The organism is Rhodococcus cerastii (assembly GCF_033042195.1).
Classification (GTDB): Bacteria; Actinomycetota; Actinomycetes; order Mycobacteriales; family Mycobacteriaceae; genus Rhodococcoides.
Window position 1 is genome coordinate 289,193 of record NZ_JAWLKF010000002.1, and the last position, 15,082, is coordinate 304,274.

Below are 15,082 nucleotides of genomic sequence, written 5' to 3' on the forward strand. Positions count from 1 at the left end.
ACGACCCGAAGGCACCTCGCGCACATGCGGCGGAGCCGCTCTATCCGAGATTGCGGTAACGACCGAGTCTGTTTCGAGTCCGGGTGGCGGGATCGACGGTGGACAGCGCATGCAGTTCCCGGACGATGGCGTCGGCGATGCGGCCGGAGAAGGATGCGGGTTCGTCGGCCGCATCGGGGAGTTCGGGAACGATGGCGTCGACGATGCCATCGCGCAGAAGATCGACCGACCTGATGCCTTGGGCCTCGGCCATATCCGGAGCGTGAGCGGTGTCGCGGTGCACGATGGCACTGGCACCCTCGGGCGGAAGTGGTGCGAGCCAGGCATTCTGGGCGCACAGTACGCGATCGGCCGGCAGCAGTGCGAGCGCTCCACCGCCGGTTCCTTGACCGAGCAGCACCGAGACGGTCGGGGTGTCGACGGTGACCAGATCGGAGATCGAGCGGGCGATCTCGGGTGCCAGGCCGCCTTCTTCGGCTTCCTTGGACAGTGCCGCGCCGAAGGTATCGATCACCAGCACCAGCGGTAGGCGCAGTTCCTCGGCGAGGCGCATGCCGCGTCGCGCTTCTCGCAATGCCGCCGGGCCCATGGTGGCGGTGGCGGTGCTGCTGCTTCGGTCGTTACCGAACAGGACGCAGGAGACTCCTTGGATTCGGCACAGCGACAACAGAATCGACGTGTCGGCCTCGCCCTGACCGGTGCCGCTGAGCGGAACATGTTCGCTGGCAGCGTGTTCGATGAGCTGCCGAATGCCGGGGCGATCCGCGCGACGCGACGACTGCACCGAATGCCAGGCAGACTGCTCCGGTATCTCGGCCGGCTCATCGCCGGTGAGATCGGGCCACACGGTGGCGTCGAGGATCACTCGAAGTGTGCGAATCAGTAGGTGACGCAGGTGATCCAACGGCACTACGCCATCGATGACGCCGTGCTGGTAGAGATTCTCGGCAGTCTGCACCCCGTCCGGAAAGGGCTTGTCGTACAACGCCTGATAGACCCGCGGACCGAGAAATCCGATGAGCGCACCGGGTTCGGCGACGGTGACGTGCGCCAACGATCCCCAGGACGCGAACACCCCGCCGGTCGTGGGGTTGCGCAGATACACCAGGTACGGCAGGTGCGCCGCCTTGTGTGCGGTGACGGCGGAGGCGATCTTGACCATCTGCACAAAAGCCAACGTTCCCTCCTGCATGCGCGTGCCGCCGGAGGTGGGGGAGGCGATGAGCGGCAGGCCCTCCGCGGTGGCGCGCTCGATGGCCGAGGTGATGCGCTCGGCCGCAGCAACGCCGATCGAACCGGCGAGAAACGCGAACTCGCACGCGATCATCACCACCCGCCGGCCGTCGATGGTGCCCTCGCCCGTCAGCACCGACTCGTCGACCCCGCTCTTCTCCCGCGCCTTCGCCAGGTCGCGCTGATAGGAGTCGTTGGGGTGCACATCGACCGGCTCGGAGTCCCAGGACACGAACGATCCGCCGTCGAGAACGGAATCGAGAATCTCGGCGGCGGATGTCCGTGGGCTCATGTCGGGGAGCCTACGCAGCGAACCCTAGCGAGCAAACGCTTCCTTCCACGAGACGGTCTTGCCGATCCGGAGAATGGATCGCTGGTAGATCTTCGCTGCACCCATCGCCAGGATCGCGGTGGTGACGATCATCAGGACTGCCGATCCGACGATCTGAACCGGCGAGGTCACCCCGGCTGCGATACGCAGTGGCATCATGATCGCGGAGAACGGGGGAATCCAGCTCAATGTGTTGGCCAGGGTGCTCTCCGGATCGCTGACGGAATAGAAGGCCGCGAAGAACATCGCCATGATCAGGATGAGTAGCGGCATGGTCGTCGAATTGACGTCCTCCTGCCGCGAGACCATCGACCCGCCGGCGGCGTAGAGCACCGCGAAGAAGGCGAATCCCAAGATGAACCACGCCAGCGTTGCCGCGAAGACGCTCACCGCGGCACCGGTGACCGTCAGGACGCCTGTGCCCAATCCTGCTCCTACACCGGCTATTCCGTACAGGGCGAGCTGCAGAATGCCGACCGCACCGATACCGAGAATCTTTCCCCACAGCAACTGCAGGGGGCGGACGGTGGAGAGCAACAGTTCGACCACGCGTGAGGACTTTTCCTCGACGACGCCCATCGCGACGTACATGCCGAAGCCGATGATCTGGGCATACAGCAGGAACACTGCGGACAGCGCCAGAGCGGTCCGCTGCCCGGCCTCGGGATCCGGCGGATCGATCGCGTCGACGGTGACCGTCGCGGCACTCGTCGCTGCCCCGAGTTCGTTCTGATCGACACCTTGTTGCGCCAGTGCAGTATTCGTTGCCTGCGTCGCGACACTACCTTCGACGACGGCCCTCAACGTTCCGGTCAGATCGGACTCGGTGACGGCGGTGTACGCACCCGCGGTTCCGTCCGGAACCAGCGCCACGTCGAGATCCCCGGATTCGACGCCGCTGCGTGCGGCTGCCGCGTCGGCGACTTCGCGCACCTCGACCGGAGATCCGACGGCGTCCCCGGTTGCTTCCACCACGGCCGCGATGGATTGGTCTCCGGCAATGCCGACGACGTCGCGCTCTTCGTCGCCGCTGCCGGAGAAGATCGAGAACGCGATGATGCCGCCGACGATGACGGCGAGAATGATCACGTTGCTGATGACGAAGCTCTTCTTCATCACCTGAACGGTGAACTCGCGCTTGGCTATCAAAGACACTGCGCTGAATGAGTTCAGTTGGGAGCTCATGCCACTACCGCCTCTCGGAACAGGTCGCTCAGGGAAGGTTTCTGGATGGAGAAGTCGTGTACCGGACCGGTCACCAGTGCGGCTCGGAGGACTTCTTGATCGTCGGCCCCGGGTGCCAAGCCCAGGACTGTGACGCCGTCGCTGTGGCCGAGGGTGCTCACCCCGGCGATGCCCGACGCCCATCCGGGTGCCGCGTGCGGTGCATGGACGCGCAGTTGCGCATCTCCCGATCCGCGTAGCTCGTCGACGGTACCGACGGCCTTCATCGAGCCGGCGGCGATGATGCCGACGCGATCGCACAGACGTTGCACCAGGTCGAGCTGGTGACTCGAGAACACCACCGGTACTCCGGCAGCGGCCTTTTCGCGCAGCACCTCGCTCATCACGTCGACGGCGATGGGGTCGAGACCGGAGAATGGCTCGTCCAACACGAGAACCGCGGGGTCGTGCACCAGCGCGGCCGCCAACTGCACCCGCTGCTGGTTGCCCAGGCTCAGCGCGTCGACTGTGTCGTTGACGCGCTGATCGATGCCGAGGCGTTCGGTCCAGCGGATCACCGCAGCCTTCGCGTCCTTGGACGACAGGCCGTGCAGTTCGGCCATGTACGCCAACTGCGGGCCGACCTTCATCTTGGGATACAGGCCGCGCTCCTCGGGCATGTAGCCGATGGTGCGACGAACATCGAGGTCGACGGGCTTGCCGCCCAACAGAACCTGGCCGGAATCCGCCGACAAGACTCCGAGCGCGATGCGCATCGTGGTGGTCTTGCCAGCACCGTTGCTGCCGACGAAGCCGAACAGCTCGCCGGGCCGGACGTCGAAGCTGAGGTTGTCCAGGGCGATCTTGTCGCCGTACTTCTTGGAAACGGAGTCGATCGTGAGGGTGCTCATGGTGCCCTTTCGGTCGTTACTTCGGGTCGAAATCTTCGGGGTCTTCGAGTTCGGGGTCGGGGGTGATCCAGGCGAGAATCATTGCGGGGGAGCAGATGCCGGCCAACAATGCCGCGAGAGTCCAGCCGCCACCCGCGTAGGCGAGGCGAGGCATTTCGTCGTTGGCCGTCGACAGGAAGATGGACGCGAACGCTGCCGCCATCACAAGGGTCTGCGTGATGGTGAGGCCGATGGAGCGAGCCTCGTTGCGTTGCTGTACTTCCCACTCGTCCAGTGCTCCGACCGGAGCGTCGCCGTGCCTTCCGGAGACCGTCTGCAGCGCCGTCCAGATCGGAAGGAACAGCAGAACGGCCGGTATCCATGCGATTGCTGCCCACTCGACGAAGAGGCTGGTAATGCTGATGACGAAGAAGGAGAAGAGAACGACGGACAGCGCGACAACGAGGATTCGACGTCGATGCTGTGTCCGCCAGGCGGGCAGCCAGTGCCTTGTCTTGGCGTCGTTCTCGAGAAATCGCCGCGTGCGATAGGCCTGATAGCGGGTGAGGATGTCGGGTCGTTCGCTCATTGTCAGCCGTCCTCGGGGTCGGGGTCGGGAGTGGTCCATGCGAGAAGCATTGCGGGAGTAGCACCTCCAGTGCTCAAAGCGGTCAGCATCAGTGCGCCGCCGGAGATCCCGAGATTCGTTGCCCCGAAAATCGATCCGAGGAACAGGTACGCCGCGGCAGCGGTGCCCAACACCTGAGTAACCGTCAGGCCGATGGATCGGGCCTGGTTGCGGAGCTGGACTTCGAGCTCGTCGAGCGCTTCCACCGGTGCTTCGGCGCGCCGATTGGACACGATGCCGAGGACGATGGTCGCGAACGCGAACACGATGTAGCAGATTCCCCAGAATCCGATCGCCCACTCGAACAGCGGGTCCGACAGTGCGAAGCCCGCGGAAGCTGCGAGCAGCACCAGGAGGATGGTGACGAAGGCTCGGCGGCGTTTCTGGACTCGCAATCCCGGCAGCCAGTTCGCATAGGTCTTTTCGTTCTCCAGAAACACTTTCGTCCGGGCTTCCTGATATCTACTGAAGATGCTGGGACTGTGCGTGTTCATCGATCCTTCTCCCTTCGGAAGAGTTCGGCGGAGAGTGGTCCGAGTTCGGTGCGTGAGAACACTGCTTCGATCGGCAGATCGAAGACGTCGCAGATGCGCATCGCAAGGTCGAGGCTCGGGTAGTGGTCGCCTCGTTCGAGGGCACCCACTGTCTGGGGGTTGACTTCGACGAGTTCGGCCAGTTGCGCGCGGCTCATCTTCCGTTCTGCCCGCAGAACACCCACCCTGTTGAAGATCGGGAGCGCGGTACCGCGCTTGACGGGGCTCATGACAATGAAGTGTTGTATAAACCCAACGATCTGTCAACGGTTAATAACAGATTGCTTCCGTTGACTACGTTGCCTGTTGGTCCCGGGCGTCGGCGACGATGGCGCGCATCGTCGTCAGAAACTCGTCGATCGTTGCCCGCTGATCGGGAGTGAAGCGTGCGAGCTCGTCGACCGCCCGACCGATGACGGGGCCGAAGAACGTCGTGCCGAGTTCGGCTGCGTGTGCGGTGACGTGCAGGAGTACGCGCCGCCGATCAGCTGGGTCGGGTTCACGCGATACCAACTCGTGCTTGGCCATTCGATCGATCAGGGCGGTAACGGACGCGGATTCCAAACCCAGTTGCGCGCCGAGCCAGCCGGGTGTGGCACGCGTTCCGGCTCGGTCTGCATCCAGCAGGCAGATCAGCGCGCGGATGTCGGTCGGGTGAAGTGAGTGCTTCTGGGCGAAGCCTGCGCCGAGGAGATCGAGCTCGACGGTGAGTGCTCGCAGCTGATGCACGGCGGCGACAGGTTCGGTCATGTGCTGATCCCTCGGGAGATGCTGGACGAGCGGTCTCTCTATTGTCTACTATCTCGATCATCGAGAGAGTAGAGGGTTGTAATGTCGCTGGACGAATTCTTCTCCGCCTACGACCGGGTGCTGCTGAAGTGGCCCGCAGATACCCACGCCATCGACGTGAAGACGGTGCACGGCACCACGCGAATCAACGCCTGCGGACCCGCCGACGGCCCGGCGCTGGTCCTGCTACCGGGGGCGGGTGCGACGTCCACCGTGTGGTTCGCCAACGTCGAGTCACTCTCGCAGCACTATCGGGTGTACGGGGTCGACCTCATGGGCGACGTCGGGCGCAGCGTTCCCGGAAAACAGTCCATCGACTCCGTGGACGAGCTGCTGAACTGGGTGACGGCGGTTCTCGATGCACTGGACCTTCGAACTGCGGCACTCTGCGGACATTCATACGGCGCGATGATCGCCCTGGCGTTCTCTCTGCGCAGCGAAAGCCGCGTCGACGCACTCACACTCCTCGATCCCAATTCCTGCTTCGGCTCCATGAGCCCGCGGTACCTGCTGCATGCGCTACCGATACTGCTGCGGCCCAACGAAAACCGGCAGCGCCGCTTCGTCGCGTGGGAGACCGATGGCCTGGAAATGGATTCCGACTGGCTCGACGTCCTCGCGCTCGGGGCCGCACATTTCCCGACGGCAAAGACCATCGTTCCGAAGCGGCCGAAGCCTGCTGAATTCGAGAACTTCGATGTGCGCACCACTGTGGTCCTGGCGGGGAAGGCGAAGGTGCACAACGCGGCTCGTGTCGAATCGGCTGTGCATGCTGTCCTGCCGACGGCGAGGACGGTGCTGCTCGAGAACGCCACCCACCACGGGCTGCCGATGCATCCGGCACTCGAGGTCAACGAAATTCTGCTCAGTTGATGAAAATCGGGTGCAGCTGACCGCGCTCACCGCGGTCAGCTGCACCCGATTTCGACTCCCCGCGTCTACAGTTCCGACAGCTGCCCGTCGTTCATCGTCCAGTGTCTTGTGCTGCGGACCGTGTCGAGCATTCTGCGGTCGTGGGTGACCAGCAGCAGTGTTCCCTCGAAGTTCTCCATCGCACGTTCGAGTTGTTCGATGGCAGGTAGATCGAGGTGGTTGGTCGGCTCGTCGAGTACCAGCAGGTTGACGCCGCGGGCCTGCAGCAGCGCGAGTGCCGCGCGGGTTCGCTCACCGGGCGAGAGAGACGACGCCGGCCGCAGTGCATCGTCGCCGCGTAGCCCGAATTTGGCCAACAGTGTGCGGACCTCGGCGTCGGGCCACTCGGGAACGGCCGCGCTCAAGGCGTCGGACACTGTTCCCTCGCCGACGAAATATGCTCGTGCCTGATCGATTTCACCGACCGCCACACCCGAACCCAACGATGCCGAGCCCTCGTCCGGGTCCAACCGGCCCAGTAGTACCGACAGCAACGTCGTCTTGCCGGAGCCGTTGGGCCCCGTGATCAGAATTCGATCGCCCCACTCGATCTGCGTCGTCACCGGGCCGAAGGTGAGCCCGGATCGCCGGACAATGGCACCGCCCAGAACTGCGACGACAGTGCCACTGCGTGGAGCCGCCGCAATCTCCATCCGCAGCTCCCACTCCTTGCGCGGCTCCTCGACCACCTCGAGTCGCTCGATGCGCCGCTGGGTCTGACGGGCTTTCGCGGCTTGCTTCTCGGTCGACTCGGCGCGGGTCTTGCGGGCGATCTTGTCGTTGTCGGTGGCCTTCCGGCGTGCATTGCGCACCCCCGACTCCATCCAGTTCCGCTGCATCTGCGCCCGAGACTCCAACGCGGACTTGGTGTCTGCGAACTCGTCGTACTTTTCCCTGGCGTGCTGGCGCGCAATCTCCCGTTCCGCCAGATAGGACTGGTAGCTGCCGTCGTACACATCGATGCGCCGCTGCGCCCGATCGAGTTCCACTATTCCCGTCACCGTCCGCGCCAGGAATTCACGATCGTGACTGACGACGACGATCGCCGCCCGCGTCGCGACGACGAACTGCTCCAGTTGCTCGAGTCCCGCCAGATCGAGGTCGTTGGTGGGCTCGTCGAGCAGCAGGATGTCGTAGCGAGCGAGCAGAATCGCGGCGAGCCCCGCGCGGGCAGCCTGCCCACCCGACAGCGCCGTCATCAGCGCAGACCCGTCGACATCCAGACCGAGATCCGCGAGAACCTTCGCCGTGCGCTCCGCCAGATCCGCGCCGCCGAGTGCCAGCCACTTCTCCAACGCGGGGGTGTAGAGGTCCTCGTCACTCGAGCCCAACGCCTCGGCGGCTGCGTTCATGGAGGCTTCGGCCGCCGTGACCCCGGTACGTCGACCGAGGAAGTCCAGCACCGTCTCCCCGGCGATCCGCTCGGGCTCCTGCGCCAGATATCCGACGGTCGCGTCGGGCGGGCTGGTGTAGATCTCGCCCTCGTGATCGGCCGTCCCCACCCCCGCGAGCAGGGTCAACAACGTCGACTTGCCTGCACCGTTCGCTCCGACGAGCCCGATCACATCACCCTCGGCAACCGTCAGATCGAGTCCGGAGAACAGGGTTCGATCGCCGTGAAAAGCGGCGAGATCATCGATACGAAGCGTTGCGGTCACACCGAAACACTAAGGGGCGGGAACAACACCACCCCACCCACCGTTGCCATTCGTATGACGTATTCAGCCGAGACCAGTACTGTCCCGACCATCGTGCTCAACGACGGCACGTCCATTCCCCAGCTGGGGTTCGGTGTGTGGCAGGTGCCCGACGACGGTGCGCAGGCCGCAGTGACCGAGGCGCTGAAGGTCGGCTACCGCAGCATCGACACCGCCAAGGTGTACGAGAACGAGACCGGCACCGGCCGCGCAATCGCAGAGTCCGGCATCGCCCGTGACGAGCTGTTCATCACCACCAAGCTGTGGAACGACGATCAGGGCTACGACTCCACTCTGAAGGCATTCGACGCGAGCATGGATCGCCTCGGACTCGAGTACCTCGACCTGTACCTCATTCACTGGCAGCAGCTCGATCGCGACAAGTACATCGATACCTTCAAGGCTTTCCAGAAGCTCAAGGCGGACGGCCGCATCGGCTCCATCGGCGTCTCCAACTTCACCATCCCCACCCTGGAGAAGCTGATGGATGCCGTCCACGAGGTGCCGTCGATCAACCAGGTCGAGCTGCACCCGCGGTTCGTCCAGGAGGAGTTGCGCGCCTTCCACACCTCGAAGGGCATTGCCACCGAGGCCTGGAGCCCGCTCGGCTCGGGCACCATTCTCGACGAGCCGGTGTTCGCGAAGATCGGTGACGCGCACGGCGTGACCCCGGCCCAGGTCATCCTGCGCTGGCACATTCAGCTCGGCAACGTGGTGATCCCCAAGTCGGTGACCCCGAAGCGCATCGCCAGCAACTTCGACGTGTTCGGCTTCGAGCTCAGCAACGACGAGATTCAGCAGATCAACGCGCTGGACTCCGCAGACGGCCGCACCGGCCCGGACCCGGACAAGTTCAGCAGCTGACACCGGGGGCCTAGTCTGTACCCATGTCCGATTCGCTCGCAGGCAAGACCGTTGCCCTCACTGCCGAGCGACGTGCAGACGAACTGGCCACCATGCTCGAACGCCGCGGCGCGAACATCGTTCACGCCGCGGCGATTCACGTTCTGCCCCTGATCGACGACTCCGATCTGAGGTCCGCCACCGAGGGCATCGTCGAACGCCCACCGCAGATCGTCGTGATCAGTACCGGCATCGGTTTCCGGGGCTGGCTCGACGCGGCCGCCGACTGGGGTATGCGCGAAGAACTCGTGACAGCGCTTGGTCACACGCGAATCCTTGCCCGAGGTCCCAAGGCGCGCGGGGCAATTCGTGGCACGGGGCTCCGCGAGGAGTGGTCGCCGGCCACCGAGGCCTCGCAGGAAGTCTCCGATCATCTCGAGGCCGAGGGTGTTGCCGGGGTGGACATCGCAGTTCAGCTGCACGGGGTGATCACCGAGTGGGAGCCGACCATTCACCTCAGTGATGCGCTGACCGAACTCGGCGCGCATGTCCGACCGATCCCGGTGTACCGCTGGATTCGCCCCGCGGATCAGGCTCCACTGGTCGACCTGTTGGAACAGATCATCGAGAATCGGGTGGACGCGGTGACGTTCACCAGCGCCCCCGCGGTCGCGTCCCTGCTCTCGACCGCCAAGGACAACGGCATGCTCGACGCCTTCCTCGACGCGCTTCGAGGCCCCGTCGCCGCGATCTGCGTGGGGCCGGTGACGTCGGCACCGTTGGACGCGTTGGGTGTTCCGACCTCCATGCCGAGCCGGGCGCGACTGGGCGCGCTGGCGAAATTCGTGACCGAGCGGCTGGGTTAGTCCAGGGTCTCGAGCAGTTCGGTCACCGCGGCTCGCCCGGCTCGGTTCGCCCCGATCGTGCTGGCGGACGGCCCGTAGCCGAGCAGGTGTACGCGATGGTTCGCGGCCACGCGGGTGGTGAGCCTGCCGTCCATGACGATTCCGCCGCCGTGTCCGCGCAGACGCAGCGGAGCGAGGTGGTCGAGGGCGCTCCGAAATCCGGTGGCCCACAGAATCACATCGGCGTGCTGAGTCGACCCGTCCTCCCACACAACGGAATCTTCCGTGATGGACGAGAACATCGGCTTGCGTTCCAGAGCCCCGCGTTTCTGGGCGGCAGCCAACGACGGCGTCAGCAGCAGTCCGGTCACCGAGACGACCGAGCCGGGTGGCAGGCCCGCCCGCACACGTTCCTCGACCATGGCGACGGCCTTGCGGCCGGCATCGTGATCGAATTCGCTGTCCCGGAACACCGGTGGTCGACGCGTCACCCATGTCGTGGACGTGACCTGCGAGATCTCGTCGAGCAGTTGGACGGCCGAGATGCCGCCGCCCACGACGACGACGTGCTTGCCTGCGAACTCGTCGGCCGTCCGATAGTCCTTGGTGTGCAGTTGCCTGCCTGCAAAGGTCTCGGCTCCGTCGTAGTGCGGAACGAACGGCTTCTCCCACGTGCCGGTCGCATTGATCAGCCCCTCGGCCATGACGACGGTCTCGCCGGCTTCGACACGGAATCGGGGTTCCCGATCGCACACGACGGTCACCGTGACGGGGCGTCGAACATGCAGTTCGAAGCGTTCCTCGTACTCGCGGTAATACCGGGGGACGGCGTCGGCGGCGGCGATGGTCTCGGCCGGCTCGTCTCCGAGCGTGTCCGCGAAGGCCATACCGGGCAGGTCGTGGACGCCGTTGACGGTGCTCAGCGTCAACGAGGGCCAGCGGAACTGCCATGCGCCGCCCGGCCCGGGGGAGCGATCCAACATCACGAAGCCCTCGCCTGCGGTGAGTCCGGTGCGGTGCAGGTGATAACCGGCCGAGAGTCCGGCTTGGCCGGCGCCGATGACGGCGACCCGAGTGTCGATCATGGAGACCAGTAGATCAGGCCCCGCACTGTCATTTTCTGTACTGGTGGGTAACCTCTGCTCTCGTGATCGGACTCTCTCGTGACGGCGACGTCGTCACCCTCGAACTGCAGCGGCCGGATCGACGGAACGCGTTGAACTCCGAGTTGTGCCTGGCGGTGCATCGCGGAGTCGAACAAGCCGAGCGTGACGGCGCGCGGGTCGTGGTCGTCACCGGCCAGGGCACCAGCTTCTGTGCGGGTGCAGACCTGACGGGGGACGCGTTTCCCGAGCACTTCGGGCAGATCCTCGAAGAGATGCTGACGGCAATCCAGCGGACCTCGATTCCGGTCGTGGCCGCGGTGAACGGACCGGCCGTCGGTGCCGGCACACAGTTGGCTGTCGCGTGCGATCTGCGAGTCGTTGCGCCGGGCAGCTTCTTCGAAATACCGTCGACCCGGCTCGGCATCGCGGTGAGCAACTGGACCATCCGGCGGTTGGCCTCGCTCGCGGGCGGAGGTGTTGCGCGCACCATCCTGCTCGGCGGTGAGCGGGTGTACACCGAGCAGGCGTTCACCTGCGGGCTGGCGAACAAGCTCGGCGACCTGGACGTCGCGATACAGTGGGCGCAGTCGATCACCGAACTCGCTCCTTTGGCGTTGCGTCACCTCAAGCTCGTCTTCAACGACGATGGAGCACAGGATGTTCCGACGCCGGAGCAGGTCGCTGCGTTCGAGGCCGCGTGGAGCAGCGAGGACATGAAAGAAGCGCGCCGCGCACGATCCGAGAAGCGCAAGCCGAAGTTCGTGGGCAGGTGATCGTCGGCGCGCCCGATGCGGGCGATACGGCGTGGCTGCTGACCAGTACCGCGCTGGTGCTGTTGATGACTCCCGGCCTGGCCTTCTTCTACGGCGGCATGGTGCGCTCGAAGAGTGTGCTGAACATGATGATGATGAGTTTGTCGGCGATCGCAGTGGTGTGGCTGCTGTGGTTGGCGTTCGGATTCTCGATGGTGTTCGGCGACAACGTGATCGGCGGGTGGATCGGAAACCCGTTGCAGTTCGCCGGTTTCGAGGGTCTGCTGGGTGGTGTGTACACCTCGGCCGCAGGGACGGTGTCGATTCCGTTGGTGGGAACCGTTCCAGCACTGGTGTTCGCGGCGTTCCAGGCGGGATTCGCGATGGTGACGGTGGCGCTGATCTCCGGTGCCGTCGCAGACCGAATGCGATTCGTACCCTGGGTACTGTTCGCGGCGCTGTGGTCCACACTCGCCTACTTTCCGGTGGCGCACTGGGTGTTCTCGCTCGACGGGCTCACCAGTGAATTCGGTGGGTGGATCACCAACAAGCTCGGTGCCATCGACTTCGCCGGCGGAACTGCGGTGGAGATCAACGCCGGTGTCGCCGGCCTCGTTCTCGCGCTCGTGGTCGGCAAGCGGCGTGGTTGGCCGCGAGATCCCATGCGCCCGCACAACCTTCCGGCCGTCATGCTCGGAGCCGGGTTGCTGTGGTTCGGTTGGTTCGGGTTCAACGCGGGATCGTCGTTGGCCGCGGACGGCGTCGCCGCGGTGGCTCTGGTGAACACGATGGGTACCGGAGCGATGTCCATGGCGGCGTGGCTCGTGGTCGAGAAGCTGCGGGACGGCCATGCGACGTCGTTCGGTGCGGCCTCGGGCGTCGTGGCCGGGTTGGTGGCCATCACACCCTCGTGCACGGCGGTCACCCCCATCGGCGCCGCGGCGATCGGCATCGCGTCGGGTGCGCTGTGTGCCCTGGCCATCGGCCTCAAATACCGCTTCGGCTACGACGATTCGCTCGATGTCGTCGGTGTGCATCTCGTCGGCGGCATCGTCGGCACGCTGATGATCGGACTCGTGGCCAGTGCGCAGATGCCGGCAGGCGTGGACGGTCTGTTGTACGGCGGCGGGCTGCACCAGCTGTGCGTACAGGCGGTCGCGGTGGCTGCGGTGTTCGCCTACTGCGCCGTCGTCACCACCGGCATCGCGTTCGCGATCAAGGCTGTCATGGGAGTGCGCGCCGACGCGCAACACGAAGCCGACGGTCTCGACGAGCACGAGCACGCCGAGTCCGCCTACGACTTCGGGGTGAGCCACGGAGGCAGCAACAAGCCGGGTCTTTTCGGTAAGTAGAGACAACCCGCGCGTGTCGTTTACGAACGGTTTGGACTTCGAAAGCCGTTCTGTCCCTTATGAGTCGATGCGCGCAATCGTTGTTCGGTTCGACCCCGATCGTTCATCTTCGGTTCTCCTGACCCGCGTGTTCCACCCATAGTTTTTCGCTGCTCGCATCGAGTGATGGACACGACGAAAGACTGAGGAACATGAAGCTGACTCGATTCGCGGCAACGTCCGCATTGGTCATTGCAGCGATGACGACCGCCATGGGCACCGCCTACGCGGATCCGGCACCGGCTCCCGCCGCTGCCGTCGGGTGGAACGTCACCCAGGCCGGCAACCAGGTCCTCGTCGACACGACGGCCGGCACCCTGAGCAACGAGGACAACCACCTCGTCGTCCGCGACGCCAACGGTGTGCTGGTCGACTCGGTGCCGTTGGCCATTGCCGCAGACGGCTTCTCGCACCCCGTCGCAGCCGTCATCGACGGAAACCACGCCACCCTGACCGCCGACGCCTCACCTGCCGCGGCAACCCCGGTCTCCGCCTCTCTCCCGGGTCTGCAGCAGGTCGACCTGCCCGCCGCAGTCTCCGGCGTCAAGGACAACATCAGCCTGTCCGCTTCGGTCGGTGGATTCCTCGGAGCCGCAACCGGTCTGGTCACCGGTTGCTTCCTCGGAGCCATCGCCGCCGGCACCGTCTCCGCGCCTGCCCTGCTGCTCTTCGGTGCAGCACCGGTAGCCGGATGCGTCGGCGGCGCACTGCTTCTCGGCTCGGGTGCTTCGCTCGCCGGAACCGCCATCGGTGGTCTCGGTGCCATCGCCGGCAACGCAGGGCAGTTCATCCAGCTCCTCAACGCTCCTCCCGCCGTCAAGAAGTAACTCTCGTACAGCAGTGCTGTGGCCCGCATCGGATCCTCCGTTGCGGGCCACAGTCGTCGGCAGGTTCTTGTCGCTAGCGAGCCAGCGCGAGATCTCGCACGTGTGCACGGCGAGCCGCCGTCACGAGTTCGACGACGGCATCGGCCACTTCGCGGGCCCGTTCCAGGATCACCATGTGCCCGGCCTCCGCGACGCACACCAGGCGAGCGTCGGGCAGATGTTCGGCAATGGTTTCCGAGTGACGCATCGGTGTCATCAGGTCGTCCGAGCCGCACAACACCAGGGTGGGGATCGAGGCGAGAGCAGCCAGGCCGGCCACCTCGTCCAGACCTCGGAATGCCCCGAGGAAGCCGGCCAGCGTCACGATGGACGTCTCGCCCAGCATTGCCGTCGCCAGCGTCACCACCCTCGGACCGACTCTTCGGGATCCGCATCCCGCAGTCCTGACGATGGGTGCCCATACGCCGCGACTGAGTCTCTTGGCACCCGACATCAGTCGAGGGGCGCGTCGAACAGCGGCCTGGAACACCGACACCGCGGGATGCGCGAGGGCACTGCCGAGTCCGTCGTCGGTGATTCCACCCGCCGACGTCGCGATCAAACCGACTCCGACCAGGCGCGTGCCGATGGCCTCCGGGTTCTGACGGGCGTAGGAGAGCGCCGTCATTCCCCCCATCGAATGGCCGACGACGACGAACGGTCCCGACGGGACCACAGCACGGATGACGTCGGCCAGATCCTCGCCGAGTCGGTCGATGGTGCAACTCTCCGGCGCGGCCGCACTCGATTCCCCGTGCCCGCGGTGGTCGTACATCACGATCCGCACGTCGTCTCCCCAGGCGTGCTCCACCTGCTCACGCAGGTCGGTCCACGACTGCATCCGCAGGCAGTGTCCGTGCACGAACACCGCGGTCAGCGGTGCATTCGGATGCCCGAACTCGCGAACCGCCAGAGCGGTGCCGTCGCCGGCAGCGACGGTGCTGCGGCGACCGACCTGATGGCTCTGCTCGCTGGTGATCATGGGCGCTCCGCGGGTGTGAGTGTCACGTGCTGCGACGACGGTGTTGTCCGGTACTTCGCTTCGTCGACACACCGTGTTACCTGAATCACAATTTTTGTTCGGTGTGGTACCCGTTCGGAC

16 protein-coding genes are annotated in these 15,082 nt (G+C 65.2%); 6 read left to right on the forward strand and 10 right to left on the reverse strand.

All coding sequences use genetic code 11. The annotated features are described in order from the left end of the window. Nucleotides 1–40: 40 nt before the first annotated feature. The 7 genes from R3P93_RS05675 to R3P93_RS05705 form a co-directional block, all read right to left on the reverse strand. On the reverse strand, nucleotides 41–1,525 hold the full coding sequence (locus R3P93_RS05675) for a carboxyl transferase domain-containing protein (protein WP_317532592.1): 1,485 nt from the start codon (nucleotides 1,523–1,525) through the stop codon (nucleotides 41–43). 24 nt (nucleotides 1,526–1,549) lie between these two features. Next, nucleotides 1,550–2,749, reverse strand: coding sequence for an ABC transporter permease (locus R3P93_RS05680; RefSeq protein WP_149405067.1), 1,200 nt, complete (start codon nucleotides 2,747–2,749; stop codon nucleotides 1,550–1,552). Beyond that, nucleotides 2,746–3,639 carry an ABC transporter ATP-binding protein gene (locus tag R3P93_RS05685; protein ID WP_317532593.1) on the reverse strand — a complete coding sequence of 298 codons (894 nt, stop codon included), beginning with the start codon at nucleotides 3,637–3,639 and terminating at the stop codon, nucleotides 2,746–2,748. Before R3P93_RS05685 ends, R3P93_RS05680 begins: the two co-directional genes overlap by 4 nt. Nucleotides 3,640–3,655: 16 nt before the next feature. Next, nucleotides 3,656–4,207, reverse strand: a complete 552-nt coding sequence (locus R3P93_RS05690) for a hypothetical protein (RefSeq protein WP_317532594.1) — start codon at nucleotides 4,205–4,207, stop codon at nucleotides 3,656–3,658. Between the two features lie 2 nt (nucleotides 4,208–4,209). Beyond that, nucleotides 4,210–4,740: a hypothetical protein gene (locus R3P93_RS05695; protein WP_149405069.1), complete on the reverse strand. Its 531-nt coding sequence runs from the start codon at nucleotides 4,738–4,740 to the stop codon at nucleotides 4,210–4,212. Beyond that, nucleotides 4,737–5,009 carry a helix-turn-helix transcriptional regulator gene (locus tag R3P93_RS05700; protein WP_032372936.1) on the reverse strand — a complete coding sequence of 91 codons (273 nt, stop codon included), beginning with the start codon at nucleotides 5,007–5,009 and terminating at the stop codon, nucleotides 4,737–4,739. The genes R3P93_RS05695 and R3P93_RS05700 overlap by 4 nt, the downstream gene beginning before the upstream one ends. Before the next feature lie 64 nt (nucleotides 5,010–5,073). Continuing rightward, nucleotides 5,074–5,529, reverse strand: coding sequence for a MarR family winged helix-turn-helix transcriptional regulator (locus R3P93_RS05705; RefSeq protein ID WP_317532595.1), 456 nt, complete (start codon nucleotides 5,527–5,529; stop codon nucleotides 5,074–5,076). 81 nt (nucleotides 5,530–5,610) lie between these two features. On the opposite strand from R3P93_RS05705, the gene R3P93_RS05710 reads away from it, so the two are divergent. After that, the gene (locus R3P93_RS05710) at nucleotides 5,611–6,441 is read left to right on the forward strand and encodes an alpha/beta fold hydrolase (RefSeq protein WP_317532596.1); all 831 of its coding nucleotides are present in this window, start codon (nucleotides 5,611–5,613) and stop codon (nucleotides 6,439–6,441) included. A gap of 65 nt (nucleotides 6,442–6,506) precedes the next feature. On the opposite strand, the gene R3P93_RS05715 is transcribed toward R3P93_RS05710, so the two are convergent. Then, a complete protein-coding gene (locus R3P93_RS05715; protein ID WP_317532597.1) occupies nucleotides 6,507–8,138 on the reverse strand; it encodes an ABC-F family ATP-binding cassette domain-containing protein in 1,632 nt (543 codons plus the stop codon). A gap of 54 nt (nucleotides 8,139–8,192) precedes the next feature. Here R3P93_RS05715 and R3P93_RS05720 point away from each other — a divergent pair, with 54 nt between their 5' ends. Both R3P93_RS05720 and R3P93_RS05725 read left to right on the forward strand, forming a co-directional pair. Beyond that, nucleotides 8,193–9,041: an aldo/keto reductase gene (locus R3P93_RS05720; RefSeq protein ID WP_283347745.1), complete on the forward strand. Its 849-nt coding sequence runs from the start codon at nucleotides 8,193–8,195 to the stop codon at nucleotides 9,039–9,041. Nucleotides 9,042–9,064: 23 nt separating this feature from the next. Next, nucleotides 9,065–9,886: a uroporphyrinogen-III synthase gene (locus R3P93_RS05725; RefSeq protein ID WP_269594855.1), complete on the forward strand. Its 822-nt coding sequence runs from the start codon at nucleotides 9,065–9,067 to the stop codon at nucleotides 9,884–9,886. Here the strand turns inward: R3P93_RS05725 and R3P93_RS05730 are convergent. Continuing rightward, entirely contained in the window at nucleotides 9,883–10,950 is a 1,068-nt protein-coding gene (locus tag R3P93_RS05730; RefSeq protein WP_317532598.1) for an NAD(P)-binding domain-containing protein, read from the reverse strand. The two genes, R3P93_RS05725 and R3P93_RS05730, sit on opposite strands and share 4 nt — an antisense overlap. A gap of 62 nt (nucleotides 10,951–11,012) precedes the next feature. On the opposite strand from R3P93_RS05730, the gene R3P93_RS05735 reads away from it, so the two are divergent. The 3 genes from R3P93_RS05735 (at nucleotide 11,013) to R3P93_RS05745 (ending at nucleotide 13,941) form a co-directional block, all read left to right on the forward strand. Beyond that, nucleotides 11,013–11,744 (forward strand): enoyl-CoA hydratase, encoded by a 732-nt coding sequence (locus R3P93_RS05735; protein ID WP_317532599.1) that lies wholly within the window; start codon nucleotides 11,013–11,015, stop codon nucleotides 11,742–11,744. Then, a complete protein-coding gene (locus tag R3P93_RS05740; RefSeq protein WP_317532600.1) occupies nucleotides 11,741–13,075 on the forward strand; it encodes an ammonium transporter in 1,335 nt (444 codons plus the stop codon). The genes R3P93_RS05735 and R3P93_RS05740 overlap by 4 nt, the downstream gene beginning before the upstream one ends. 191 nt (nucleotides 13,076–13,266) lie before the next feature. Further along, on the forward strand, nucleotides 13,267–13,941 hold the full coding sequence (locus R3P93_RS05745) for a hypothetical protein (RefSeq protein WP_149405078.1): 675 nt from the start codon (nucleotides 13,267–13,269) through the stop codon (nucleotides 13,939–13,941). A 73-nt stretch (nucleotides 13,942–14,014) separates the two neighbouring features. Here the strand turns inward: R3P93_RS05745 and R3P93_RS05750 are convergent, their stop codons facing one another. Beyond that, nucleotides 14,015–14,962 (reverse strand): alpha/beta fold hydrolase, encoded by a 948-nt coding sequence (locus R3P93_RS05750; RefSeq protein ID WP_149405079.1) that lies wholly within the window; start codon nucleotides 14,960–14,962, stop codon nucleotides 14,015–14,017. Nucleotides 14,963–15,082 lie beyond the last annotated feature (120 nt).

Bases quoted from the DNA above. Each gene is read 5' to 3' on its own strand.
- R3P93_RS05675 (WP_317532592.1), bottom strand. From the start codon at position 1,525: ATGAGCCCACGGACATCCGCCGCCGAGATTCTCGATTCCGTTCTCGAC.
- R3P93_RS05680 (WP_149405067.1), bottom strand. From the start codon at position 2,749: ATGAGCTCCCAACTGAACTCATTCAGCGCAGTGTCTTTGATAGCCAAG.
- R3P93_RS05685 (WP_317532593.1), bottom strand. From the start codon at position 3,639: ATGAGCACCCTCACGATCGACTCCGTTTCCAAGAAGTACGGCGACAAG.
- R3P93_RS05690 (WP_317532594.1), bottom strand. From the start codon at position 4,207: ATGAGCGAACGACCCGACATCCTCACCCGCTATCAGGCCTATCGCACG.
- R3P93_RS05695 (WP_149405069.1), bottom strand. From the start codon at position 4,740: ATGAACACGCACAGTCCCAGCATCTTCAGTAGATATCAGGAAGCCCGG.
- R3P93_RS05700 (WP_032372936.1), bottom strand. From the start codon at position 5,009: ATGAGCCCCGTCAAGCGCGGTACCGCGCTCCCGATCTTCAACAGGGTG.
- R3P93_RS05705 (WP_317532595.1), bottom strand. From the start codon at position 5,529: ATGACCGAACCTGTCGCCGCCGTGCATCAGCTGCGAGCACTCACCGTC.
- R3P93_RS05710 (WP_317532596.1), top strand. From the start codon at position 5,611: ATGTCGCTGGACGAATTCTTCTCCGCCTACGACCGGGTGCTGCTGAAG.
- R3P93_RS05720 (WP_283347745.1), top strand. From the start codon at position 8,193: ATGACGTATTCAGCCGAGACCAGTACTGTCCCGACCATCGTGCTCAAC.
- R3P93_RS05725 (WP_269594855.1), top strand. From the start codon at position 9,065: ATGTCCGATTCGCTCGCAGGCAAGACCGTTGCCCTCACTGCCGAGCGA.
- R3P93_RS05730 (WP_317532598.1), bottom strand. From the start codon at position 10,950: ATGATCGACACTCGGGTCGCCGTCATCGGCGCCGGCCAAGCCGGACTC.
- R3P93_RS05745 (WP_149405078.1), top strand. From the start codon at position 13,267: ATGAAGCTGACTCGATTCGCGGCAACGTCCGCATTGGTCATTGCAGCG.
- R3P93_RS05750 (WP_149405079.1), bottom strand. From the start codon at position 14,962: ATGATCACCAGCGAGCAGAGCCATCAGGTCGGTCGCCGCAGCACCGTC.